General features: G+C 49.5%; 19 protein-coding genes. 10 read left to right on the forward strand and 9 right to left on the reverse strand.

What is annotated here, in order from left to right; genetic code table 11:
- Positions 1-244: 244 nt before the first annotated feature.
- Positions 245-2,596 carry a DNA helicase RecQ gene (recQ, locus tag PSHG_RS07745; RefSeq protein WP_010271554.1) on the reverse strand — a complete coding sequence of 784 codons (2,352 nt, stop codon included), beginning with the start codon at positions 2,594-2,596 and terminating at the stop codon, positions 245-247.
- Between the two features lie 1,165 nt (positions 2,597-3,761).
- Between recQ and PSHG_RS07755 the strand changes: the two genes are divergently transcribed.
- The 4 genes from PSHG_RS07755 to murQ all read left to right on the forward strand — a co-directional run bounded on the left by PSHG_RS07755 (position 3,762) and on the right by murQ (position 8,476).
- A complete protein-coding gene (locus tag PSHG_RS07755) occupies positions 3,762-5,375 on the forward strand; it encodes an extracellular solute-binding protein (RefSeq protein WP_010271559.1) in 1,614 nt (537 codons plus the stop codon).
- A 147-nt stretch (positions 5,376-5,522) separates the two neighbouring features.
- Positions 5,523-6,473, forward strand: coding sequence for an ABC transporter permease (locus tag PSHG_RS07760; protein ID WP_010271560.1), 951 nt, complete (start codon positions 5,523-5,525; stop codon positions 6,471-6,473).
- Between the two features lie 20 nt (positions 6,474-6,493).
- On the forward strand, positions 6,494-7,366 hold the full coding sequence (locus PSHG_RS07765; RefSeq protein ID WP_010271562.1) for a carbohydrate ABC transporter permease: 873 nt from the start codon (positions 6,494-6,496) through the stop codon (positions 7,364-7,366).
- Positions 7,367-7,480: 114 nt separating this feature from the next.
- The gene (murQ, locus tag PSHG_RS07770; RefSeq protein ID WP_010271564.1) at positions 7,481-8,476 is read left to right on the forward strand and encodes an N-acetylmuramic acid 6-phosphate etherase; all 996 of its coding nucleotides are present in this window, start codon (positions 7,481-7,483) and stop codon (positions 8,474-8,476) included.
- Positions 8,477-8,612: 136 nt separating this feature from the next.
- Here murQ and PSHG_RS07775 read toward each other — a convergent pair whose 3' ends face one another.
- On the reverse strand, positions 8,613-9,518 hold the full coding sequence (locus tag PSHG_RS07775; RefSeq protein WP_010271567.1) for an NAD(P)/FAD-dependent oxidoreductase: 906 nt from the start codon (positions 9,516-9,518) through the stop codon (positions 8,613-8,615).
- A 525-nt stretch (positions 9,519-10,043) separates the two neighbouring features.
- Here PSHG_RS07775 and PSHG_RS07780 point away from each other — a divergent pair.
- The 6 genes from PSHG_RS07780 to PSHG_RS07805 all read left to right on the forward strand — a co-directional run bounded on the left by PSHG_RS07780 (position 10,044) and on the right by PSHG_RS07805 (position 17,023).
- Positions 10,044-11,792 carry an ABC transporter substrate-binding protein gene (locus tag PSHG_RS07780; protein ID WP_010271569.1) on the forward strand — a complete coding sequence of 583 codons (1,749 nt, stop codon included), beginning with the start codon at positions 10,044-10,046 and terminating at the stop codon, positions 11,790-11,792.
- Positions 11,793-11,919: 127 nt separating this feature from the next.
- Positions 11,920-12,873: an ABC transporter permease gene (locus PSHG_RS07785; RefSeq protein ID WP_010271571.1), complete on the forward strand. Its 954-nt coding sequence runs from the start codon at positions 11,920-11,922 to the stop codon at positions 12,871-12,873.
- 117 nt (positions 12,874-12,990) lie between these two features.
- Positions 12,991-13,875, forward strand: coding sequence for an oligopeptide ABC transporter permease (gene opp4C / locus PSHG_RS07790; RefSeq protein WP_042121567.1), 885 nt, complete (start codon positions 12,991-12,993; stop codon positions 13,873-13,875).
- 11 nt (positions 13,876-13,886) lie between these two features.
- A complete protein-coding gene (locus PSHG_RS07795; protein ID WP_010271575.1) occupies positions 13,887-14,870 on the forward strand; it encodes an ABC transporter ATP-binding protein in 984 nt (327 codons plus the stop codon).
- A complete protein-coding gene (locus PSHG_RS07800) occupies positions 14,863-15,828 on the forward strand; it encodes an ABC transporter ATP-binding protein (protein ID WP_010271577.1) in 966 nt (321 codons plus the stop codon). Before PSHG_RS07795 ends, PSHG_RS07800 begins: the two co-directional genes overlap by 8 nt.
- A 268-nt stretch (positions 15,829-16,096) precedes the next feature.
- The gene (locus tag PSHG_RS07805; RefSeq protein ID WP_010271580.1) at positions 16,097-17,023 is read left to right on the forward strand and encodes an ArsR/SmtB family transcription factor; all 927 of its coding nucleotides are present in this window, start codon (positions 16,097-16,099) and stop codon (positions 17,021-17,023) included.
- Positions 17,024-17,159: 136 nt separating this feature from the next.
- Here the strand turns inward: PSHG_RS07805 and PSHG_RS07815 are convergent, their stop codons facing one another.
- The 7 genes from PSHG_RS07815 to PSHG_RS07845 form a co-directional block, all read right to left on the reverse strand.
- Positions 17,160-18,578 (reverse strand): NAD-dependent succinate-semialdehyde dehydrogenase, encoded by a 1,419-nt coding sequence (locus PSHG_RS07815; protein ID WP_010271583.1) that lies wholly within the window; start codon positions 18,576-18,578, stop codon positions 17,160-17,162.
- Between the two features lie 10 nt (positions 18,579-18,588).
- On the reverse strand, positions 18,589-20,253 hold the full coding sequence (locus PSHG_RS07820; RefSeq protein ID WP_010271585.1) for a thiamine pyrophosphate-binding protein: 1,665 nt from the start codon (positions 20,251-20,253) through the stop codon (positions 18,589-18,591).
- Positions 20,254-20,341: 88 nt separating this feature from the next.
- Positions 20,342-21,664 (reverse strand): LLM class flavin-dependent oxidoreductase, encoded by a 1,323-nt coding sequence (locus PSHG_RS07825; RefSeq protein WP_010271587.1) that lies wholly within the window; start codon positions 21,662-21,664, stop codon positions 20,342-20,344.
- A gap of 401 nt (positions 21,665-22,065) precedes the next feature.
- Positions 22,066-22,815 carry an ABC transporter permease gene (locus PSHG_RS07830; protein WP_010271590.1) on the reverse strand — a complete coding sequence of 250 codons (750 nt, stop codon included), beginning with the start codon at positions 22,813-22,815 and terminating at the stop codon, positions 22,066-22,068.
- Positions 22,808-23,737: an ABC transporter ATP-binding protein gene (locus PSHG_RS07835; protein ID WP_454184947.1), complete on the reverse strand. Its 930-nt coding sequence runs from the start codon at positions 23,735-23,737 to the stop codon at positions 22,808-22,810. Before PSHG_RS07835 ends, PSHG_RS07830 begins: the two co-directional genes overlap by 8 nt.
- A 71-nt stretch (positions 23,738-23,808) precedes the next feature.
- On the reverse strand, positions 23,809-24,738 hold the full coding sequence (locus PSHG_RS07840) for a sensor histidine kinase (RefSeq protein WP_010271592.1): 930 nt from the start codon (positions 24,736-24,738) through the stop codon (positions 23,809-23,811).
- Positions 24,738-25,439 carry a response regulator transcription factor gene (locus tag PSHG_RS07845; RefSeq protein ID WP_010271594.1) on the reverse strand — a complete coding sequence of 234 codons (702 nt, stop codon included), beginning with the start codon at positions 25,437-25,439 and terminating at the stop codon, positions 24,738-24,740. The genes PSHG_RS07840 and PSHG_RS07845 overlap by 1 nt, the downstream gene beginning before the upstream one ends.
- Positions 25,440-26,151 lie beyond the last annotated feature (712 nt).

A 26,151-nucleotide genomic window follows, 5' to 3' on the forward strand; every position in this document is an offset into this window, starting at 1 on the left:
TTTTCATGCTGGAGTGGTGCCTGAAAATTCAATGGTATGACAGTTTTCGCATACAATTTCACATACAATTTCGTGTACACTTTCCCATACACTTTCACATACAAATTCGCACACAATTTCGCATACAATTCGCCTCGGGGCCGCTGGCCTCGGGTTAGCTGCTTGGGGTTTGCTTATTCTAGCTATCGGGCTGAACGGCCACTTTTCGGACAGCCCCTTTTTTAGCCTATTGCTTCTTAAAGATTCAAGCTTCCTCACATTGCTGCTTCGCCCGCACCGCCTTGATCATGAAATAATCGATATGCTCGGGCAGCGCTTCTTTGATCGGCTTCAGCTTGTCATTGCCCAGTTCATTCATCGCTTCGATGATCAGCGCTTCATCCTCCGGGGTGACGATTTCCTGCCAAGGGACCGGATGGCCTTCTAACGCTGCCCGGAGATAGTGATCCTGTATCGTGATGATCGACATTCCTCTTTCCTCCGCAGCCTCTTGTAATCCCGCACCATCGGCAATAAGCCTGTATGTTACCAAATGACTTGGCAAGGAGGAAGCTTGCGCAGATTGCTTTGCTTTAGCAGACTGCTCCGCTTTGGTGGTTAGGCTGCTGTCAGCCAGCGAAGAATCCGAGTCGCGCCCAAAGCTGAAGCTGCCTGACCCGATCCCGCCTGAGCCGCTGCTGCCAATGCCTGCACTATCTAAGCTGGTGCTGACTGCGCCGCTTCTAACTGAACCCGTGCCCTCATTACCAGCGCTGCCTAAGCTGGTGCTGACCGCGCCGCTTCTGACTGGGCTGATTTCTCTGCCATCCGCCTTCTTTACCCCCTCCTTCTCCGCAAACTCCCGGATCTTCTGCAGAAAAATCGGGCCATAACGAGCAACCTTCGCATCCCCTACACCTTTTACTGCCCTCATTTCATATTCATTGCCAGGCATCATTCTCGCCATTTCCTGCAAGGTGCTGTCCGCAAAAATAATATAAGGAGGGACATTTTCCTGATCCGCAAGCTGCTTGCGAAGCTGCTTGAGCTCTTGGAAGAGAGGGCCGAATTCTCCGCTGGCCTTGGACACTTTAGGCGTTCTGTACATCACCTGCTCCTGTCCCTTCAATACTTGAACCGCTCGCGGCAGCAGGCGAACAACCGGATATTGCCCTTCACTTAACGCCAGATACTGCTCTGCAATCAGGATATGAATCAAGTCGGCAATCGCCTTTTCCGTCCTTTCCGCCATCAGCCCATACGTAGACAAGCGCTCAAAGCCAAACTGCGTAATCCTCTTGCTGCGAGATCCCTTCAGAACCTGAGCGACCATTGTGACCCCAAAACGTTCACGCATCCGGTAAATACACGAGAAAATTTTGCGCGCCTCATCGGTAATATCAATCAGTTCGCCAGAATCTTTGCAGCTGCTGCAATTATCGCATGCTGCGGAGCCGGACTCGTCTCCGAAATAGCGCAAAATGTAATGACGCAGGCACTGCTGGGTGTAGCAGTAATCAATCATCGTCTGCAGCTTCTTGTATTCATTGCTTTTTCTGCTCTCATCGGCAACCGACTGCTCTATCAGAAACTTCTGGGTCATAATATCCTGCGGACTAAATAACAGCACGCATTCCCCCGGTTCCCCGTCACGCCCTGCGCGGCCTGCTTCCTGGTAATACGACTCCATATTTTTCGGCATATTGTAGTGAATAACATAGCGAACGTTGGATTTATCGATACCCATGCCAAATGCATTGGTAGCAACCATAATTTGAGTTTCATCGTAGACAAACGAATCCTGGCTCTGCTTTCGTTCCTGATCACTCATACCAGCGTGATACCGACCCGCAGCAATTCCTTTACGGTTAAGCAGCTGATGCAGTTCATCGACCTCCTTGCGGGTGGAAGCATAGATGATTCCCGACTCTCCCGGATGATTGGCCAGATGATTAAGGATATAATCCGTCTTATTGACCCCTCTTCTCACTAATAACGTCAGGTTGGCCCGGTCGAAGCCGGTAATATGGACCTGAGGCTGCTTCATACTAAGCAGGTCTACAATATCCCGTGTTACCTCCTCGGTAGCCGTAGCGGTAAAAGCGGCAACCACCGGTCGTACCGGCAGCTGCTGCAAAAAGGTCACAATCGAGCGGTAGCTGGGGCGAAAATCATGTCCCCATTGCGAGAGACAGTGAGCCTCGTCAATAGCGATCAAAGGTACGGATGTCATGGTAACTAAGGCCTGAAACCGCGGGGAGTCCAAACGCTCGGGAGCCACGTACAGCAGCTTGTACTCTCCCTGTGCCGCGAGCCGCAGCCGCTGATCCGTCTCACTATGGCTGAGCGAACTATTAATAAAGGCCGCCGATATTCCCAGATTGGTTAATGCATCAACCTGATCCTTCATTAAAGAAATAAGCGGTGAAATGACCAATGTCGTTCCGGGCATAACCAGTGCCGGGATCTGATAGCAGATCGACTTACCGCCACCCGTCGGCATTATGCCTACGGTGTCTTTCCCTTCCAATAGACGGGCAATAATTTTTCGCTGTCCTGCGCGGAACTCTTTATAACCAAATATATTTTGCAAATGCTGCTGGGCTTGTTCGAGCATGCCTATCCACTCCTTGCTTGCTGTAACGCTTAAAGAACAAAAGCTGCAACTGCTGCTGTCTCGGCCTCTTGCTTTATACTTTACCCGGGTAAATTGCAGTTTCGTTTATATCCTTTTATTATAACATGTCTCTTGCTGGCAGCAGTATCGTAAAACGCTTCTAAATCCTAATCTTCGCCGATAGGGGCGGGGCGGGAGCCGATGGCGCGGCACTTTCGACAATGGGGGCGGGAGCCGCCATTTGTGGTGCCTTCACGCCTCTCCCAGATTTTAACGCTCGCAGTGGTTTGCCACAGTCCTTATTTGCCTCAAATGCGGTTTTTCCGCCTAATTGTCACAAATAAGAGCGAGGAGGAGCGTTAGAAAAAAAATCGCCGTCTTTTTCACCAAATAAGAGCGAGGGTGAGCGTTAGCGCTGAATAGCCTGCCGGATATTGTCCGCACCTCTCGCGAAGACTATGTTGATCATTAGTAGGTCGCTCCCAGCGGAGATTCCCCGAGGATCACTCCCTGCTGGGATTCTCGAGGAGCGTCATTCGATTTCATTTGCAAGCAGCGGCAAGCTAACAACTAACAAAAGGAGCCTAAAATCCACAGCTTATTCCCTCTAAGGCATACAAGTTATCATGCTATTCACCGGCATATATTTTATTGCACATTTAAAGACAAAATAACGACTCGATTGAAAACCCCTTTTTACAAGCTTATAAAGCGAATTATTTCCTTTCAATTTGCAATGATTTGTTATCGCCCAGGACGCTTCCCTTTACCCATCCTTACTGCTATTTCACCGGTCCTTCCCCAAGCTGCACGGCACATCCCGGTTTTACTGGCAAAATTAATGTCTATGCTGCACCAGAACCCCGATATTTTCCAAATTAGCGCTGGCAGAGCGATATGAATGGTGTTTGCTGACGGGCGTTTCTCATCTTTTTTTGATTTCCTAGCGAGTAATGACATAGAGGATCTTCCTTATCGTGCACTATAAATTTTTGCGAAAGCCCTTACACCAATGTAATAATATTTCATAAAATATCATTGACCGCGGAAATAATATATGTTATGATTCGCTCGAGCGTACCAATACTGGCGTAATTCATAGAATACTAGCCGGTTTTAGCAATCCTGCTTTTTTGTATTCAAAATCAGGGAGGTCAGCAAAAGTATGATTAAGAAAAAAATGGGTTACCTCGCTCTTGCATCCATGATGGCTATGACAACGCTTGCAGGATGCGGCGCGTCCGACAGCAATCCATCCCCTTCGCCATCATCCAGCCCTAGCTCCAGTCCGGAAGGATCACCGTCTTCACCTGAAGGTACGGAAGAACCGCTGAAATTCTCGGTTTATTATTCTGACAATGCAACCCTTCCTTTTAAGGAAGACTGGCTTGTGATCCAAGAAGTGGAAAAACGCTTTAACGTAGACATTGACTTTGAGGTCATCCCGATTGCCGATTATACGACTAAAGTTTCTTTGGCACTAAATACCGGAACTAATGCTCCTGACGTTATCCTTTATCAGTCGATTCGCGGTGAAAACGCCTCCCTCGCTCTGAACGGGGCTATTGTGCCGATCAGTGATTATTCCGATTGGACCCCGCACTTCAATGCGCGCGTCCAGGAATTTGGACTGGAAGATGAAGTTAACGCCACGAATTTGAAAGATGGTAAGCGCTATAATTTGCCTTCACTGTATGACAAGCCTTTTTATGACGGCGGCTTAATCATGAGACAAGATTTGCTGGAAAAATACAACCTGGAAGCTCCTACCACCTTTGATGAGCTGTATACGGTTCTCAAGAAATTCAAAGACGAGCATCCGGATTCTTATCCGCTCACTATTCTGGCTGGTCCGCGTGTTCTTTACCGGATGACGATGCCTTCTTTCGGCGTTAGTGTTGGTAAGAATTCATCTTCCGGTACTAACGTACTCAGCTGGGATTATGAGAACGAGGTTTACTTCCCTGGCGCCATCAGCGAAGAGTACAAACAATACATGGAGTTCTTCCACAAGCTTTATGCTGAAGGCTTGCTTGATCCGGAGATGGCCGATCCGATCGACGGAGACAGATGGTCGCAGAAACTGGCTACCGGCAAGTCCTTTGCAACCTATGCCTACTATGACCAAATCGGCGGCGTAGAAAACGCAGCTACAGAAGAAGGCTTCAAGCTGCAAATGTATCCGCCATTGGCCGGACCTAAAGGCGCTCACCACCAGCCTAAGAGCAGCACAGGCGGCGGCGTTCTCTTCCCTAAGAAAACTGCAGAACGTCCGGACTTTGAGCGTTTAGTTAGAACAATTGACGAAATCTTCTTCTCCGAGGAAGGCGCGAAATTGTGGGCGCTTGGAGTTGAGGGCGAGACTTACACGATGGAAGGCGACACCATTAAATATGCCGATGAAATTGTCAACTCACCTAACGGTATCTACAAGCACATGCAGCTGGCCTACGGTTCCGGTTCTGACGTCACTCAGCTGGTATGGGTGAATGCCAGAGAGATGACGAAGTACGATGAGAACTATGCTGAAATCAATGCTGCTGTCGCGGCTATGGACAATGCCATTCAAAGCCTTCCGCCAACACCAATGTTTGACGACATGATAGCTGAAGAAGCCAGCTCGCTTCAAACACCGCTTGCCGACACGTTCGAGATTTGGGCGGACGCATTCCTGACAGGTAAGAAGAGCCTGGAAACGGATTGGGATCAATACGTTAATGAAATGAAGGTTCTGCAAATCGAGAAGTTCACTCAACTGTACAACGACAATTTGAGATAATCCAACAATTCCGGAAGCTCGGATACTAAAAGACCTGAATAAAGACCTGCCGGGAAAATTCGTTGACCGACATTTTCACTGCAGGTCTTTGCCTTTCAAACAAAGCCGACATTGTCGTTTTTTAACCTAGCGAAAAAGGTGAATGATATGACCGAAAACACGATAGCCTCTAAACCGCAACCAGAGATAGGGTCGCCTGCAAAGCGGCATATTGCCCGCTATTGGCAGCTGTACATCATGATGATTGTGCCGTTATGTCACTTTTTACTGTTTAAATACGCTCCCCTGTTTGGTAACATTCTGGCTTTCCGCCGTTATCGTCCGGGAATGGGACCATACGGTTCGGAATGGGTAGGCTTTGCCTACTTCGAGCGCTTCTTCCAGGACCCTGCTTTTTGGAGAGCGTTCTACAATACTCTTATTCTTTCTGGTGCTAATATTCTCATTAACTTCCCTATTCCAATTCTGTTCGCTCTTTTGTTAAATGAGGTGCGCCATGTCAAATTCAAAAAGTTCGTGCAAACCGTTTCTTATGCTCCGAGATTTATTTCGACGGTTGTTGTCATCGCCATTTTGAATGAACTGCTTTCTCCTAGTACGGGAATCATCAACAGGCTGCTCGTCAGCTGGTTCGGAATGGAGCCCATTTACTTCTTAAATGAACCTGAGTATTTCCGATCAATCTATATTTTTAGCGAAACCTGGCAGTTTACAGGCTGGACCGCGATTATTTATCTCGCAGCGATTACCGGTATCAATCGGGAGCTGTTTGAAGCGGCGGATATCGATGGGGCCAGCCGATTCCAGAAGGTGATCTACGTAACGATTCCTTCGATTATGTCTACCATTATGGTCATGCTGATATTGAATGTCGGTTCCTTGTTGAGCCTTGGGTTCGAGAAAGTATTGCTCATGTACACACCATCTAATGCTATGGTCAGTGATATTATAGATACGCTCGTTTACCGAACCGGTTTAACTAACCAAAACTACTCTTATGCCACAGCGATTGGCTTGTTCAGCGGAGTCATCGGCGTCATCCTGGTCTCTACCACTAACTGGCTAAGCAGAAAAGCGACCGGGGAAAGTATTTACTAAGCAGGAAAGGAGCGTACTCCATGGTTAAAGCCCAACGAAGATTTCGCATGTCAATCGCTGACGTGCTCATCTATCTGTTCATGATCATAGTTGTCCTAGTTTGTTTTATTCCATTCGTTTATATGCTGGCGCTCTCCCTGTCGAGCCCTGAAGCGATCATCAACAACAAGGTCAGCCTGATACCGGTCGGGGTGAACTTTGAAGCTTACATTCAAATCTTTACGTACCCTAACTTCTTTAGAGCTTATGGAAATACGATCTTTTATACGGTCGCCGGAACTTGTATCGCTCTCTTCATGACGACCCTGTTCGCTTACGCTATGTCTAAGCGGTTCCTGAAGGGCCATAAAGTCGTTATGATGCTGATCGTCTTCTCGATGTTTTTTTCCGGCGGGTTGATTCCCACTTACCTGCTTATCTCTAACCTGCAGCTGACAGGTACAGTATGGGCCATGCTTCTGCCGTTTGCGATCAACCAATTTAACCTTATCATCCTGATCAACTTCATTCGAGCCATTCCTTCTGAAATTGAAGAAGCGGCCATTATAGACGGGCTGAACTACTTCGGGATTTTGTACCGGGTTATTCTGCCGCTGTCCACACCAGCGTTGGCCACGATTGGCCTTTACACTGCAGTCTTCTTCTGGAATGACTGGTTTAATGGATTGATTTATTTGAACACGAACCAGTACCCGGTTATGCTGTTCTTGCGCAACATCGTTAACGGAACTACTATGATCGGAGACGGGGCGGGTGCGGCAGACCGCAGTACGATTGCGATGTCCATCAAATCCGCAGTTATCATTACCTCAACGCTTCCGATTATTATCTTATATCCGCTACTGCAGCGTTTCTTCGTCGCCGGTCTGACTGTAGGATCGGTCAAAGGCTAAGATAGCTTAAGCTGCAAATCATGTGCGGATGCTAACATCAACGGAACAGGGACTAAGACACGCAAAAGCTGGCAAGTTATGACCTGCCCGCGTCCAGAAAAGGATGGATTATTTATGTCTTCATACTTCGCGCAATTAACAACGGAAATGAACAATCCGGCTACTATCGCGATTGATGAGGTGGATACACGCGACATGCTCATGCTGATGAACGATGAGGACCAGCGTGTTCCTCTCTCGGTACGTGAGGAGATTGACGTTATCGCCGAAGCCGTCGACTTGTTGTACCACTCTTTGAAAAATGGCGGGAGAATGTTCTATATAGGGGCTGGTTCATCTGGAAGAATCGGCGTCCTGGATGCCAGCGAGTGCCCTCCTACCTATGGAACCGACCCCGCTCTGGTTCAAGCCTATATTGCCGGAGGCGATACGGCAATCCGCACCGCTGTAGAGGGATCTGAAGATGATTCCGAGGGAGGGGCGCGGCTCATTCGCGATATAGGAGTCACCGCTGATGATGTCGTTGTGGGAATTACGGCCAGCGGCTCCACTCCGTTTGTATTAGGAGCTGTGCGCCAGGCACGGGAAATCGGTGCGCCGACAATCGGGGTAGTCACTAATAAAAATTCCAAGCTGAGCGAAATATGCAATCTTTGCATTGCGCCCGTAGTCGGCCCTGAAGTCATTTCGGGTTCCACCAGATTAAAAAGCGGGACCGCGCAAAAGCTGGTCCTCAACATGTTAACTACCGGAGTCATGATCAAGCTCGGTAAAGTGTACAATAATCTGATGGTAGACATGAAAGCAAGCAATACCAAGCTCTATGATCGCTCTATTCGCATCGTCAAGCAGGTTACCGGTGTATCGGATGTGGAAGCCGACGAGGCTTTGAAAAAAGCGGGCATGCAGGTTAAAAAAGCGATTCTCATGCTGGAGACCGGCGTGGATGCAGAGGAAGCTGCCGCCATTCTTGAAAAGCACGCAGGCCGCCTTAAAGAAGCCATCTGCGAGGAGAAAACCAATCTTACTGCACAAGCCAACAAGCAAGAGATTGTAGCCGGCCGATTATTGCCGCAAGCTGCAGACGGCGCCCAAACAGGCGAGGACTAATCAGAATAAAACCTAGATTGCAACCCGAGGACCCCACTGACGTCGATGATCGGCGTCAGCCTCTTTTTCTCTTGCTTCCGGAATATGGAAGATTGGTCTCACGGATCTCAGAAAGGACCTGGTATTTCCGTTCTTTTTACACCTGCCAATCCTCCTCTGTCAAATCGGCTACAACCGCTATCGCTGCCTTACTGCCTGACGCTGCAGCATAAATCAACTGTGAAGGCATGACATAAGCCGAGTCACCCGCTGCGTAAACACCATAAGCCGTTGTTCTCCCCATTTCATCGGTCACAATTCCCCCGCTCTCCTCTGTCTGATAACTCAGCACTGTGCTGAACCGGGCATTGGGCTGCAATGCCGGCGCGATAAAGCCAGCAGTGCGTTCTATATGGGTGCCATTCGTGAAGTACACCCGTTCCAACAGGCCTTCGCGTCCGAAAAAGGCGGCTACGGGCGTATCCACAATCCGGATCCCCCTGGATATAAGCTGCTGCCGTTGAATGGCCGTCAAGCTGTTACTGCCATTCGTACATACGACAAGATCCCGGCTCCAGTTATACAGCAGCTTAACCTTATGAATGACATCCGGTGAATCGGAAATGACCACCAGCGGTTGATCCCTTAATTCCCAGCCGTCACAGAACGGACAATTGAACAGACTCTTCCCATAGAAGTCACTGACTCCCTCAATGTCCGGCAGCACTTCCTTAAATCCGGCCGCCAAAATGATTTTTCGGGCCTGCACCCGTCCACCCGTCGAAGTAAAAAGGAGAAACCCTTGGTCAGTCCTCTGAATTTCCGTCACCTCAACCGGCCAGTGTCGGACTGTCGGGTAACGAAGCACCTCCTTATAAGCGATACGGCGAAATTCGTCCGGTTGAATCCCGTCTCTTGTAATAAAACCATGAGAGGCATGCGTCACTCGGTTTCGCGGCTGGCTGTTATCCAGCAATGCCACACTTCGTCTCGCTCTGCCCAGCACCAACGCCGCATTTAAGCCCGCCGGTCCGCCGCCAACAATCGCGCAATCGTAGTTCATAAGCCTGCTCCAGCCCTTCTCCAGTAATTGATCTACACGAAATCCTGTCACAGTGCCATGCGGATTCAAGTCTTTGCAAAATCTGAAGTATGTAAATCTACACGGCTAGTGGTAAATCTATAATTATGCTATTTGCAGCCTGGCCATTCATCTCCATAATGAGCGAATAACAATCTGCCCAGATTGCTGCACTCCAGCAAGTGCCTGCATTTCCAGCGAGTGCAGCAGCAAATCAGGAGCACCAGTTCACTTTTCAAATGACACAAATATATTTCTGTCTAAGGAGAAAACTAACCAAGTACCTTATTTACAGAATAACAAAAACTGGCTATAATAGGCTTAATGATACACTTCTGCAACTATAATTCATACTTATCTCATTGGAATTATAGTATTATTTCCGCTATTTTGCTATCTTTACTTTTTTTGCGAAAGGGGTGGACTTTTTCACTGGCAATGTTATTCATCCGTAATGCAGTAACTCTCAGTATGAAAGTTCCTAATTAAACGTAAAAGGTGGTTGTCATGAAAAAACAACGGTACATAGCATTTATATTGTTATTGCTTCTTTCTATCGTAATGACTGCGTGCTCCTCGGATTCATCTAACCATGAACCAGAATCACAGTCTCCTCCATCCAGCAATAATCCTGAGTCCTCCTCCGACCCGTCTTCGGGTCCTGAAGCGGACAGCAGTTTGCTGCAAGAACCGCTGGCAGCGATTGATCTGTCAAAAATACCGGACAGAGCCAGTCAGCGCACGGATACAATTATTGTCAGCCTTGTCAATCCGAGCGGAGCGTTCACTCCTTATTTCACGCAAGTAGGCTATGACGGCAACGTTAATTCTGTGCTGTATACTCCGCTGGTACGGCTTGATCCGAACGGCCTTCCGATCCCGGGCTTAGCCGAGCGTTGGGAAATTTCAGATGATGAATTGACCTATACGTTCTTTCTTCGTGATGGTCTGAAATACAGCGATGGGTCCCCGATGACAACTGCGGATGTCGAATTTACCTGGACTTTGCTGCATGATCCTGCTTACGACGGCATCAACAATGTAGTCGAAACCCGAATTAAGGGAGGCCAAGCTTACAAGGAAGGTAAAGCGGATTCTATCGAAGGCATTCAGGTCATAAATGAGCGTACAATTTCGGTGACATTGGAGGAAACGAATGCAACGGCGCTGACGGTGCTGGGCGGACAAATTTTATCCAAAGAGTATTATGGCAAGGATTATGAATTCGGTAATCTGGATTATATTAAGAACCTGCATGCTACCCCAATCACAAACGGACCTTACAAGCTGGAGAGATTTATCCCCGGGCAAGAAGTGCGTTTTGTAGCTAACGAACATTATATTTTCGGAAAACCAAAGACGGAATATTTCATTTACAAGACGACTGAGGGCGACACATGGCAATTTATTGAAACGGGAGAAGTGGACTACGGCAGCTTCTCGGCTACCGCCGACAACATTGAAAAGTTAAAGGGGCTTGGGTTCTTGGATCTCATCCCTAGCACTGCAAGCAACTACGGGTACAATCAATTTAATTTGGAGAGGGAGCATCTTCAGGACAAGCGTGTCCGCCAGGCCTTAACCTACGGGCTTGACCGCCAGCTCATCTATGTTGATTCCAGACAAGGCGCCGGCTCCATCGCCAACATTCCTTCCTCTCCGATTTTGTGGTCATATACGGAAGAAGATATTAACCCATATCCTTATGACCCGGAAAAAGCTAAGCAGCTGCTCGATGAAGCGGGATGGACGGTTGGAGCAGACGGCATTCGTGAAAAGGACGGCAAAAAGCTGCAAATCAACTACCTCGGTTCGAAAAGCGCCAATACCGACATTTTCATAGCGATCGCCACTGAGAACTACAGAGAGATCGGAGTTGATTTCATTCCTGAGCAGTTCCCGGATTTCAATACGCTTTCGGCTAAAGTCAGCAGCGGAGATTATGATATGGCCTCATTCTCCACCACGATTATCAGTGATCCTTCACAAGGGGTATTTCGCTTTATTAAAGGAGAGACAAAGGGGTACGATAATCCGCGAATTGACGAACTCTATGTGCAGAGTTTAGCCACAAGCGATGTTGAGGAGCGGAAAAAGATTTATCATGAAATGTTCAAAATTTTAAACGATGAACTGCCGGTCATGTTTACCAGCTATACCAAATCGGTTATTGCTATCAACGGACGCATCGACGGATTTGAACTGAACCCGCTTGCCGGGATCGGACACAGCCTGCCGAACTGGGAGCTGCAGTAAAATTTCATGCGCACGTCTATCAGTACATGACTCCAGTGCTCCGCCCTCTCCCCGTTAATAGTCACTAATACCGGACATCTCCCGCCTGAGCTGTTGAGGCGGAAGATGTCCGATTAAGGAGAAAAGCATGAAAACGTATTTACTCCGAAGATGCTTATATATGATCTTGATTCTTTTTGGCGCATCCCTGCTAATTTTCTTCCTTTACTCCCTGACACCGGGCGATTATGTCGATAACAATCTGAGCCTCACTGAGGAGCGCAAAGCAGAGCTGCGGGAAATCTACGGCCTGAACAAACCGGTGCTCGAACGCTATGTCAATTGGATGGCCAACATTTTTAAAGGCGATTTTGGTTATTCCCTGGCTCAGCAGAGGCCTGTATTCGAGCTATTCCAGGATTACATATGGAACTCCTTTTTGCTAGCGGTAGTAGCGACATTCTTCACCTGGTTTTTTGCTGTCGTTATCGGTGTTATTACTGCCTATAAGCAGTATTCGCTGTTTGATACGCTCGTCATGATCGGCATATTCGCCGCCATGTCGATCCCCTCTTTCTTCATCGGGCTGTTCCTGATCAAGGTGTTCGCAGTCGATCTGAAGATTCTCCCTCCGGGAGGAATGATTACGACAGGCAGCCGTGCGGAAGGCTGGGAGTATCTGGTCGATGTTCTGCATCATATGTTCCTGCCGGTAGCCGTTATGGTACTTCTTGGGGTTGGCTCGCTTACCCGCTACTTCCGCAGCAACATGCTGGAAGTCATTCGCCAGGATTACGTTCGCACGGCCCGTGCCAAAGGACTAAAAGAAAGAACCGTGCTTTACCGTCACGCCTTGAAAAATGCGATGCTGCCCGCCATTACCCTGGTCGGCTTTGAGCTTCCCGCTCTTTTCGGAGGCTCTATTATCATCGAAAAAATATTTAACTGGCCGGGTATAGGACAGCTGTATATGCAATCGTTTACCGTTCGCGACTATCCGCTGCTGATGGGTTTTACGATGTTTCTAGCGATACTGACGGTCATCGGTACACTCATCTCGGATATTCTCTATCATACTTCCGACCCGCGCGTCAGGCTTTAACAGTTACCCTGGAAACTTCTAAAATTATTGTAGTAACGAAAGGAGGATCGGCAATTGTCCACTCAAGTCTCTACAGATCAGCAGCCTACAAACCAAACCGGAAAAGCCGGATATGCTATGGAGGCTTCCTCCTCCTTATGGCGGCAATCCGTTCGTCAATTAAGCAAAAACAAGTTGGCAGTTGCCGGCTTCGCTTTTATCGTATTTATGTTTTTAATATGTTTTATCGGGCCGATCTTCTCTCCTTATGCAGACGGCAAGGTCAATCCCGCTATGATGCACAAGCCCCCGAGCGCCAAGCATTGGCTGGGCACTGATTTGCTGGGCAGAGATGTGCTGACCAGGCTGCTGCAGGCAGGAAGAATATCACTGACGGTAGGCCTCGCATCTATGCTGCTTTCCATGACGATCGGAACGGTTCTCGGAATCATCTCGGGCTATTATCGCGGTATTGTCGATCAAATCATTATGAGGATAGCCGACTTGCTGTTCACCATCCCTGGAATTCCGATTCTCTTCATCATGGGGGCGTTGATGTCCGAATGGAAGGTTCCGACAGATTACCGCCTCTATCTAGTTATGCTCATGCTCAGCGTCATTGGCTGGCCGGGTATCGCCCGTCTCGTTCGCAGCCAAATGCTTACCCTGCGGGAAAGGGAGTATATGCAGGCTGCCGATGTCCTCGGTCTTCGCGATAGGCGGAAGCTGTTCTACCACTTGCTGCCCAATGTATTCCCGCTATTAATTGTTATCGCGACATTAAGCATCGGAGGAGCCATCCTCGCTGAATCGGCGCTCAGCTTCTTCGGGCTTGGTGTTATGCCGCCGACCCCGACGTGGGGCAATATGATTGATGCAGCCAATAATGTAATAGATTTCGAGAAGCGCCCTTGGCTGTGGATTCCCCCCGGCATGGCTATCTTTTTAACAGTCATTGCCATCAATATATTTGGCGACGGCTTGCGCGATGTTCTCGATCCAAAACAGAACATAAGTAGGTGAACTTGGAACCCATGAAACCTTTAATCGAGATAAGCAACCTTAGTACCCACTTCCATACAGCGGCCGGGGCAGTCAAGGCTGTAGACGGAATCAGCTTTCGCATCCATCACGGAGAAACCGTATGTATTGTAGGTGAATCGGGCTGCGGAAAAAGCATTACCGCAATGTCCATCATGGGATTGGTCGAGGGACCGCACGGTCAAGTCGTCGATGGGCAAATCCTGTTCGATGACAGGGACCTGCTGCGCATCAGCAAGGAAGAAATGCGGCGTATTCGCGGTAATGAGATCTCGATCATCTTTCAGGAGCCGATGTCTTCCCTCAATCCGGTCCTCACGATTGGCAAGCAAATCATGGAGCCGCTTATGCTTCATCAAAGGCTGAGCAAGAAACAGGCACGCGCACGCGCGCTTGAATTGATCGAACTAGTCGGGATCCCCCGCGCCGAACAGATCGCGGAATCTTATCCGCATCAGTTGTCCGGAGGAATGCTGCAGCGAATTATGATCGCTATCGCGATCTCCTGCAGGCCTAAGCTGCTGATTGCCGATGAACCGACAACCGCTCTCGACGTGACGATTCAGGCGCAGGTGCTGGATACGCTCCGCCGGAGCAAAGAGCAGTCGAATATGTCGATCATGCTGATCACTCATGACCTTGGTGTCGTGGCCGAGATGGCTGATTATGTCATCGTTATGTATGCCGGGAAAATTGTAGAGCAAGGGGATGTCGTCGAGCTCTTTGAAAACCCCAAGCACCCTTACACGCAGGGATTGCTCAAATCCAAGCCCGTGATCGGCCAGCGGAAGGAACAACTATATTCCATTCCCGGGCAGGTCCCGAATCCGCTGGAGCTGTCTGCATCCTGCTACTTCCATGACCGCTGTGAAAGCTGTATGGAAATTTGCCGATCCCAGCAGCCCCAGCTAAAAACAGTGCGAGCTGGCAATCAAGTGGCGTGCTGGTTGTATGAAGAGGAGGCACGGCATGAGTGATGCATTGTTGGAAGTAAACCATTTAAAAAAATATTTTCCGATAACCGCAGGACTGTTTAACCGTACAATAGGTCATATCAAAGCGGTAGATGATATCAGCCTGAGCATAAATCGGGGGGAGACCTTCGGGCTTGTCGGCGAATCCGGCAGCGGCAAAAGCACCGTTGGCCGCACGATCCTGCGTCTGCATGAAAAAACCGGCGGGCAGGTGCTTTTCAAAGGCATCCCTATTCATGAGCTGCCTAAAGCGGAAATGCGCAAACTCCGGCCGAAAATGCAGCTGATTTTCCAAGATCCCTACAGCTCGCTCAATCCGCGTATTCGAATAGGTGACGCAATTGGCGAAGCACTATTGGATCACGGACTGGCAGCGAAGGAAGAAATCCGCGATCTGGTGCTGGAGGTGCTGGAGGCGTGCGGGCTCTCGCCTTACCATTACAATCGGTTTCCTCACGAGTTTTCCGGCGGACAGCGGCAAAGAATCGGGATTGCCCGCGCGCTCGTGCTCAATCCGGATTTTATTATTGCCGATGAACCAGTTTCAGCGCTGGACGTCTCGATTCAAGCCCAGATTATTAACCTGTTTCAACAGCTTCAGCAAACACGCGGATTGACTTATCTGTTTATATCGCATGATTTGAGCGTAGTCGAACATCTGTGCAGCCGCATTGGAGTCATGTATTTGGGTACCATGATGGAAATGGCCCCGCGGGACGAGCTGTTTCGCACCCCGCTTCATCCTTATACCAAAGCGCTGCTGTCTGCGATTCCGGTGCCGATCCCCAAATTGAAACGGGAAAGAATCGTCTTGAAAGGAGATATTCCAAGCCCTGCTAACCCCCCGGCAGGGTGTAAATTTCATACACGCTGTCCTTATGCGGTAGAGCAATGCAAGGAGCAGGTTCCTGAATTCAGGCATGTTGGAAACGACCATTATGTAGCCTGTCATCTCGTTTGATCCGATTTAATCAATAGAATATATTCACTGGAAGAAAAAAAAGATGCCGCGGGGCTGCAGAATCCTATACAATAATAACGCCAGCATTTGCTTAAATTCGATTTCGTCCCCGGGTTGTAATAAAATATACTTAAAGAGCATGATACTCATCTAGCCCTCGCTGGACTGGAAGATAACGGGGAGTCAATGCAAAATGCTGAAATAAAAGGTATGGAGCATTGCAGGAATTCAGATCCGTCATTTCAGGTAAGAAAAAGGAGTGCAATTTGTGTCTTATCAATTGGAAATATCGTTCAGACCCGTCAACGAGCTGATCAATAGCCTCCATACGTTTCTGTGCAAAAGCTGGTACAAAAGGATTGATTTGGGTCCTACCTGGCCACAGGAGGTTCAAGCCTCATTGTCCCCACGATTTGCCGAACAACTGGACAGAACCGGAATCGATCTGGAATGGAAGCTGCTCCATTTGCTTGATTATGTATCCCCGGGCAAAGACAGTGTTGAGGATTTTTTGGCATGGTTAGAAGGACTTTCTCTAGGTGAATTGTACGAAGTGCTGTCTCCGTACGTACAGACTTTTCCCGAGGATATGAAAGCGGTGCGTGACCGTTTGCATGACATGCTTTTCGAGTGGAATTACGCCTATTTCAAAAATGTTGACCAGAAAATCATCGCTGCACTGCATGCGGAAACGCAGGAAAAGCCGGAACTAAAAGGATTAAGCCCATTTGAAAAAGCGGCAAAATTGACAAACGGATTTTGCTTTGAACCGGTTAAGGGGTTGGAAAAGCTTGTTCTGGTACCCCAGTTCCACTTTCAGCCCGGAAATATCATTTACTCCTTCGGCAGTCTTACGATCTGCTATTATGCCGCCAGACTCGAGCCCTTATCCGCCGAAGATGAGCCTTCTCTGCAATTGTACCGGCTCCTCCGCAGCCTGAGTGAGAAAAGCCGTCTTCGCATCCTGCATTTTTTGCGCAATGAACCACATTCCTTTATCGAAGTGGTGCGTCATCTCGGCATTTCCAAAGGGATTACCCATGACCATATATTCAACCTGCGCTGTGCAGGTCTTTTGAATGCCCATGTCGTTGGGGAAACCGTATCAGCTTACAGCCTGAGACTGGATCGTATCCGGCAAGTGGAACAGGAATTGTTGGATTATCTCGGCGTCCAAACCACAATTATTTCCTAGGTGCGGTAACTTTTTCATGCCAATCGGAAAGCGGATTTTCGGATACGATAACTTATATTTTCTGATGTGGTTAAAAAACATCCGCAGAACAGCGCTTCAGCGCCGGTTCACGGATGTTTTTTGATTGATGGAATGATTACAGCTTCATCGAAACATATTTCACTTCCAGAAATTCCTCAATGCCCCAATGGCCGCCTTCACGGCCAAGACCGCTCTCCTTCATTCCGCCGAACGGCGCTTGTGCGGTTGCAGGGAGCCCGTCGTTGAGACCGACAATGCCGTAGTCCAAACCTTCGGAGATCTCGAATGCCTCCTTCAAATTCTGTGTAAATACATAAGCAGACAGCCCGTACCTGGAATCGTTCGCGCGTTGAATCACTTCCTCTGTCGTCCGGTAAGTCGTCACGGGAACGAGCGGACCGAACGTTTCTTCTCGCATGCAGAGCATCTCGTCCGTTACGCCGGTGATGACAGCCGGTTCCACGAAATATCCGCTGCTCTTTGGCGCCGGAACTGTAGCCGCGCTAACGGCCCCTTTTTCCAGCGCATCGGCAACATGGCGGTTCATCTTGTCCACCGCGGATTGGTTAATCAACGGGCCGATATTAGTGTCCGGCTCCAATCCGTTGCCTACCTTAAGCCCGGCTACCGCCTGCGTCAATTTGGCCACAAATTCATCGTGCACCGATTCATGTACATATACACGGTTCGGGCAAATGCAGGTTTGTCCAGCGTTGCGGAACTTCGGTGCCATCAAATCTTTCGCGGCCTGATCCAAATCGGCATGAGCGGTAATAATATACGGCGCATGTCCGCCAAGCTCCAGCGACAGCTTCTTAACCGTGTCTGCCGCTTGCCTGTACAGAAGCTTGCCGACGCGCGTCGAGCCGGTGAAGGAGAGCTTGCTTACGCGCTCGTCCGCCATCCATGCCTCGCCAATTTCCTTGTCGTTGCCGGTGATGACATTCAGCACGCCTGCAGGAATACCCGCTTCATGAGCCAGCTCAACGAGCCTGTAAGCCGTCAGAGGTGTAAATTCGGACGGTTTGACTACAGCGGTACAGCCCGCAGCCAGAGCCGGGGCTACCTTGCGAGTCAGCATCGCGGCGGGAAAATTCCAAGGCGTGATCGCCGCGATCACCCCAACCGGCTGGTGCATGACGAGGATCCGCTTGTCAGGCGCCGATGCAGGCACCGTTTGGCCGTACACCCGCTTGCCTTCCTCCGCATACCACGACACGAAGCTGTTCGCATAACCCATCTCGCCCAGCGCTTCGGCCAGCGGCTTTCCCTGCTCTAGCGTCATAATCCGCGCAATCTCTTCCTTATGCTGATCGATTAAATCATGCCAGCGCCACAGCAGGGCTGCGCGCTCGCTAGCTGTTTTGCTGCGCCAACCGGGACCTGCGGCATAGGCCGCTGAAACCGCCGCCTCCGCTTCCGCCCTGCCGCCGTATGCGATGCTGCCTACGATTTCCAGGGTAGCCGGATTTTCAACGGAATGGCGCTTCTCCGTACTGACCCATTCCCCGTTTATATAAAGATTGGCATCCATTGTATCCCTCCTAATTCGTTATGTGAATATCCAGCAGATAAGGCCCTTGTGCATCCAGTCCGCGCCGCAATGCAGCAGGCAACTCATCAATCGTTTCCACCCTCTCAGCCGGTACGCCAAACGCTTCGGACATAATCACCAGATTGGCCGGGCCATCCAGGTCCAATGATGGAATACGGATGCCGCCAAGCGGGGAGCCCATTGCCTTGAGTCCTGTCTTCAGCACGTGGTAGGAACGATTGTTCACGATCAGGAACAGGACGCGAGCATTCGTCTGTACAGCGCTGTATAAAATCTGCGGATAATACAAAAACGTACCATCGCCCAGCACGCTGACTATGACACGCCCCGGCTCCGCAATCGCGGCGCCTACTGCTTGGGCTGAGCCGTGACCGAGCCCTCCGCCTTTGCCTGCTGTATAGTGATTCGGTTCCCACATATGAATATGATCGGTGAATGGCAGCGCATTGGAGACCGCTTCATTAACAATGACGAAGCTCCCGTCATTAGGCAGGCTCTCGTTTAGCAGTCCCGCGATTACCTTCGGGGTCAGCTTGCCGAGATCGCGTTCCTTCTGCCAAGCCGCATCCAGTTCAACGCGGCGCGCCTGTGCCCTCGCTATAATCCCGGCTGAACGCTCGGTGATCACGGCTTGGACAGCGGGCGCCCGCTTCGCCACCTCTGCGTTCAAAACCTGCAAGCTGGTTTTGATCTCGCCCCAGGCGCCAATCCCGCCTATGACATTTTTGCCGATTTCCCAAGGGTCGTCATGAAGATACAGCATCGTCGCCCCCTCCGGCACAAGGCTTCCGCCATTATCATATAAGGCCAGAGGGGCTTGTACGCTCACGCCCACATAGAAGATGACGTCATGCCCGCTGAACGCAAGACGAATGGCCTGCGCATTCATCGGCAAAGTCCCGAGAAAATGGGAATGGTGATTGTCGATGCTCTGCCGCGTTGGCATACCTTCAGCCAGCACGCCGATCCCCGCCTGTTCCGCTAAATGCTGGAGCTCCAGATGGGCATGCGCATCTCCGACCCCATCCCCTGCTATAATTAGCGGCCGTTCCGCCTTAAGCAGCGCATCTGCGATAAGCTCTAGCGCCGCATTCTCTGCGGCGAAGGAAGAGGCGACCTTTAGCAGAGCAGGCAGCTGCTCCACTGGAGATTCCGCCATTGAGATATCGTACGGGATCGAAAGAAATACCGGACCGTGAGGCGGGGTCATGGCTACCTTGAAGGCTCGCACCAGGGCAAGCGGCATCTCTTGCGGGTGGCGCACTTCATGCGCCCACTTAGTCATGCTTTTCACTTGGCCGACATGGTCACCCGCCAGGATCGGCTCCTCAAGCAGCAGCCGTGTATGATGCTGGCCTGCGATGACGACGAGCGGTATGCCCGCCCGGTATGCGTTGTACAGATTGCCCATGCCGTTAGCTAGGCCCGGTGCCACATGCAGAATGACAACTCCGGGCTTGCCGGATTGTCTTGCATATCCCATCGCCATACCGACAGCGTTGGCCTCATGCAGTGCGGTAATATATTCAAAGCCTTCGTGCTTCTCTGCGCCATCGATGAACGGCAGCTCCGATGTGCCCGGATTGCCAAAAACATAAGGGACATCATAATGCCGGAGTATTTGAAAAAGTAAATCTCTGCTCCAGGTGGTCATGCTGGTCCTTCTCCCTTCATAGTCCCTTGCCGGGCTCAATCTATTCAAGTGAATTTCCTGTTCAGATGACAAGCTCGGTTGAGCCCTTCTATGACAATTTTCCTTGATGACGGTTAACCGGAACCTTAAGCCCGAGATGCTCCCTGAGCGTGGAGCCTTCATAATCCTCGCGGAACAGTCCCCTGTTCTGCAGCTCCGGGACGACTCCATTCGTAAAATCGAGCAGCCCGTCCGGAACATACGGAGGCATAATATTGAATCCGTCCGCAGCCTGGCCTTCGAACCACTGCTGTATATGATCCGCCAGCTGCACGGGTGTACCGACTATAATACGGTGCCCGCGGGCTCCGGCCACTTCACGGTACAGCTGGCGAAGAGTATATCCCTTCTCGCGGGCCAGCTTCAACAGCAGCTGCGGCCGGCTCTTATGCCCCGGTGTTTCCGGAATATCCGGAACCGGCTGATCAAGATCGAACTGGCGCATGTCATAATGAAACCTCTCCGACAGGGAGTCGTAAGCGAATGAATCATCGATCAAGCTTTGCAGATGCTCGTATTTCTCCTTTGCCTCCTTCTCCGTGGCGCCAACGACCGGGAGCAAGCCCGGGAGAATGTGGCATTGATCAGCTGTGCGACCGTATTGCGGAAGCATCTGCTTCAATTTGGCGTAAAACTCACGGGCATCCTCAAGCATTTGCTGTGCGGTGAAGATAACTTCACCGTACCTCGCAGCAAGCTGCATCCCCACGCCCGACGAACCAGCCTGAATAATAACCGGCTGCCCCTGCGGGCTTTGCGTTATGTTGAGCGGCCCCTTAACGGAGAAAAACCGCCCCTCATGACCAAGCTCGTGCAGCTTGGAGGTGTCCATATATACGCCGCTTTCCTTGTCAGCTAAGTAAGCCCCAGGCTCCCAGCTGTCCCATAGCCCCTGAACTACATCAACAAACTCTGCAGCTCGTTCATAGCGTTCACCATGCTCCATATGCTCTGACGCCGAAAAATTAGCCGCCGCATCCGGTGAAGACGTTGTAACCACATTCCATGCTGCGCGCCCGCCGCTAATCAGATCGACCGATGCAAGCAGCCGCGCCAGATTGTAAGGCTCATAATACGTAGTTGAAGCTGTCACAGCGAGCCCGACCCGTTGAGTGGCCATTGCCAATGCAGCCAGAAGGGTTATCGGCTCGAAGCGGGCAATAACCGAAGGCGTAGCCTGCCGGGAAGTCGTTAATCCATCCGCCAAAAAAATCATATCGAATTTGGCGTCTTCAGCAATCCGGGCAAGCTGTACGATCAGCTCCAAATTTTCACTGCCCGACTGGGCATTCGGCATCCGCCAGCCAGCGATATGATGGCCGGCTCCTTGCAGGAACAGCCCTAATTTCAGTTGTCTTTTACCACTCTTCATTTCTACCCGTCTCCTGTCGGTAATCTTTTACTATTCATGTTCACTATTCCTGCCCCGATCTCCTAACGCTGCATGGCATTTGGCAAAAACCGGGGAGCCCTTCCTCAACATGACAAAAGCTCTCAGGATGATTTATCCCGAGAGCTTCTTTTCATAGTCAATAACGGCGAGAGTTCTCGAATCTCCACCCTTTTCGGACTCGATTATTAGTTGCTGGTGATATTGTAACACAAGATAAATCAAAGTAAAAGGGTCAGAATTATATGGAGATATGAGATTAAACGTATAAATTTCAGGGGGGTGTTGATATCCTGGATGCGATCAAAGAGCTCTTATATCATCGCTGCCCTTGAGTCCGCAGCAAGATGATTTTCAATGAAAGAAGCAGACCGCAGCTCCTCTTATTTAATATCTTCTCTGTGAAAATGCACGAAGCTGAGAAGAAAACCAAGAATAGACACCAAAGCAATTAAGGCAACCGCTATGCTGACCGGGTAGCCCGTTTGCGCAATTCCGCCGCTAACCACCAAATAAATAGCCGTCCATGGATAGAGAGCTCCCAATGCTTCGTTAGATAAGCCTACATTTCCCATTACGACGGTGGCCGCTGCTATAATGGGCAGCACCAGGCCTTTGGAACGAACGGCCAAATAAGCAAAGGGGGAAACCGTTAAGAACATCAGCAAACCGCCGGGAATCATTTCACCCAGATACCGGATCGCAACCATGAAGCTAAATTCGGCAATACCAAACACAGCACCAAAAGCGGCGCCTAAAATAAACATAGCTGCCCATGTAACCAAGGTCAGCCCCATAATCCAGATCAGCAGCATAATAAATTTGCTGGCCATAAACGACAGCTTGGAAACAGGAACCGTGAGTACTGTTTTGAGCGTCTGTTCCGAATGCTCGCGGCTGAACAGGTGCGCTGCAATGACGGAATAGACGACTGGACCGAACAGCACCATTGTATAGAGAGAGCAGCTGAAATAAAGGCCGCTCAGGGTAATTTCAATATCCGGCTCAGAGAAATGCACCTTCATGCCGTCGGCAATCATCATCAGCGGCGTTACCAGCGCGCCTAGAAAGCTGATAAGCAGCATTTTGGAACGTTTGAGCTTCAATAATTCGCAGTAGATCAGATTAGCCAATGCCGCCGCCTCCAATCAATTCGGAAAAGTAGTCTTCCAGCTTGTCCGAGCTAACATGGAACTGCGTGACAGACAAATTGTTTTCTACGAAACAGCGGTTCATCTCTCCCCGCTTATCCAGGCAATCGTATACTCTTATTGTGTTATCATCGTAAACCGTATAATCGGTCGTGCCAATTTGCCTCTCCAGCAAAAGTGCCGCCGTATTCACATCGGAAAGCTCGAACTCGACATACTGTCTGTTCCGCTTGCGCAGGTCTGCCATGTCCACTTCTTCAAGCAGGCACCCATCGTGCATCACTCCAATTATGTCGGCTACTTGCTCAATCTCACTGAGCACATGGCTCGAAATAAGTATTGTCGTACCTTTATCTTTGCAAAGCGCCAGCAAGAACTTGCGGATTTCATGAATGCCAATCGGGTCAAGCCCATTGATAGGCTCGTCCAGTATAAGCATTTCCGGTTCATGCATAATGGCTGCGGCAATGCCCAGTCTTTGCTTCATGCCTAGAGAATAGTTGGCAAACAGCTTATCGGTTTCATCGCTGAGCCCTACGACCTCCAGAGCATGCTCAATTCCATCCTTGCGGTGCTGTCCGCGCAGCCGGGCCAGGATCTGCAGATTTTCCCGGCCGGTTAAATTCTCGTAAAAACCCGGCGACTCAATAATGGAGCCTATTTTTCGGTACGTTTTGTCCGGCTGCTTCCTATAATCTTCTCCAAACAGCAGAATAGTTCCGCTGGTCGGACGGACGAGATTTAACAGCATCCGCATAGTTGTAGTTTTGCCCGCCCCGTTTCTTCCTAACAAACCATATATCTTCCCTCGCGGAACATGCAGCTGCAGGTCCTTCACACCCATTTGCTTATCAAATTGTTTGGTCAACCTGACCGTTTCAATTACATAGTCGCCCATAGGGATTCCTCCGCCTTTCTGGTATCTATTGTACCAACCAAGGCTGACATAGGCCTTTAGCAAAACTTACTTTTTACTTACTTCTGAATTTTACTGGCGGCTTCCTTCACCTGACGCGGAAGCCGTATAGAAAACACAGTATCATTGCCGGGATTGCTGGAGACCGAAATCTCCCCCTTTAACGCTGTAACCAGCTCTTTGGTAATGGCTAACCCGAGGCCGCTGCCTTTATCGGAACGGGCAGCATTCCCTTTATATAACCGCTCAAAAATAAAAGGCAGCTGTTGGGCAGGGATAGCCCGCCCATTGTTGGCTACCTCAAGCAGCACTGAGCCAGGCAGGGGGCGAACCGCAATAGTAATCTGAGTGCAGCCGCTGTGGCGAACGGCATTTTGCAGCAAATTGTCCATTATTCTCCGATAGGCCATTTGATCTAAGGAAAGGACAAGATCATCGTCTTCAATATTCACTGCCAGCGAAATGTGCGACTGCTCCAGAACAGGCAGCCAATCGATTAGAATCTCTCTAGTGTATTCATTTATGTCTGTTTCTTCCATGGAAAACTGCTGTTCATTGGAATTGAGCTTGAACCACTCAAAAAGCTTATCAACCAGAGCTTTCAAGTCCGCAGCCTTTCGGTAGGCCACCGAGATGTATTCTCTTTGCTCCTTATCATCGTGCATTCCCTGGTTTAGCGCCTCCAGATAACCAAGCAAAGAAGCAAGCGGAGTCCGGACATCGTGGGAAAGACCGGTTAAGATTTGCCTGCTCGCTTCATCCGATTTTTTCAATTGAGCAATTTGATTCCGGTTCGCTTCCATTATCCCGTTGAGCTCGTAGCTAATATCAGCCAGCAATCCCTTGCTGGTTGTAAAAATTTTTTCCTGTCTGCCCTGCCGAAAGCCGCGCAGCGCTCCGTACCATTGCTTCGTTATCTGCCGCAGGCGGTAAATATAAAAGATCTGGCCTATGCAAATGAACAGCATAATCACCAACAGCCATTCCATCACGCGGGATCACCGCCAAATTTATATCCAACTCCCCATACAGTCAAAATATAGATTGGGTTCTCGGGGTCCGGCTCGATCTTTTTGCGCAGGCGCCTGATATGAACCATTATATTATTGTCATCAAACGCATACTCGTCATCCCATACGGAACGATAGATCTGTTTTTTGGTGAACACCCTGCCCTGGTTTCTCGCTAGAAAATAAAGCAGATCGAACTCTTTGGCTGTCAGCTTAATCACGCCATGTTCGGTTCGCACCTCATGCCTTAACGGATCGATGCGCAGCTTGCCGATATCCAGCACCTGCACGGGAAGCTCGCCGCTTGTATTAAAAACCGTATATCTCCGCAAAAGAGAAGCTACCCGAGCCAGAAACTCATGATTGCTAAACGGCTTGGTCATATAATCATCAGCTCCCATACGAAGACCGGATACTTTATCTATTTCTCCGTCTTTAGCTGTCAGCATCAGAACAGGAACATTGCTTCTCTGTCTTATGCCCGTCAACACCTCAAACCCGCTTAACTTGGGAAGCATAATGTCCAGCACGACAAGCTGGTAATCGCCAGTGATCGCCTCCGCAAGACCGGTTTCTCCGCAGTGGCAAGCCTTCACCTGATATCCCTCTGTCTGCAACGTCTTCGTAAGCAGCGTGCATAAATCTATATCATCATCGATAATAACAATTTTTTTACTCATCGTTTACCGCCCCTCCTCTTCGTCACCCGCTGAAATACCCTTATCTCCCAAACACTATCTTAAAAGTACGCATAAGTACGATATCGCGTTAAGTACGACTCCGCGTTAAGTACGATTCCGCATAAGTATAATATCGTATTAATATAATACCGTTCATTCGGTAGTTTACGCAAAAAGGGATTGCGAGGGAAGGTGAGGAAGCAGGTCTGTCTTAAAGCTGATCAGGAAGAAACTGCACGATATTTTGGGTCAACCAATCAGGGACTGTCCCGAAACGACCATAAAGAAAAGCCCGCCAGAAATTCCTGGTTGACCTAATAATACGAAAGTCCATTTTCGAGTGAGCAGTGAGTAACATGCACAGAAATTAAAGAGACCGTCTAATAGGTCCTCTTTTCTTTCAATGTAAAGGTGCCAAAATGACAAAATGCCCCCAAGAATGTCGATTTTAAGCATCTTGGGTGTTAACTTTTTAAGGTATCATACTAAAAAGCTGCTTTTCGGACAGGTTCCTGGTTTAGATATGCAATATTTCATATAGTAAGTGCCGGAACTGGGGGAAACCGCGAAATGTATACGGAAAATCGTATACATTTCGGCTCCGCCTTGCGTCCACAGGGGAAATGTATGCGGAAACAGTCATGCCATTAAATTTTCAGGCACAACTCCAGCATGAAAATAGCCAGGATTGGCGGGCTCAAGGGCTAGCGCG

This window comes from Paenibacillus senegalensis JC66, assembly GCF_000285515.1.
In the GTDB taxonomy this organism is placed as follows: Bacteria; Bacillota; Bacilli; order Paenibacillales; family NBRC-103111; genus Paenibacillus_L; species Paenibacillus_L senegalensis.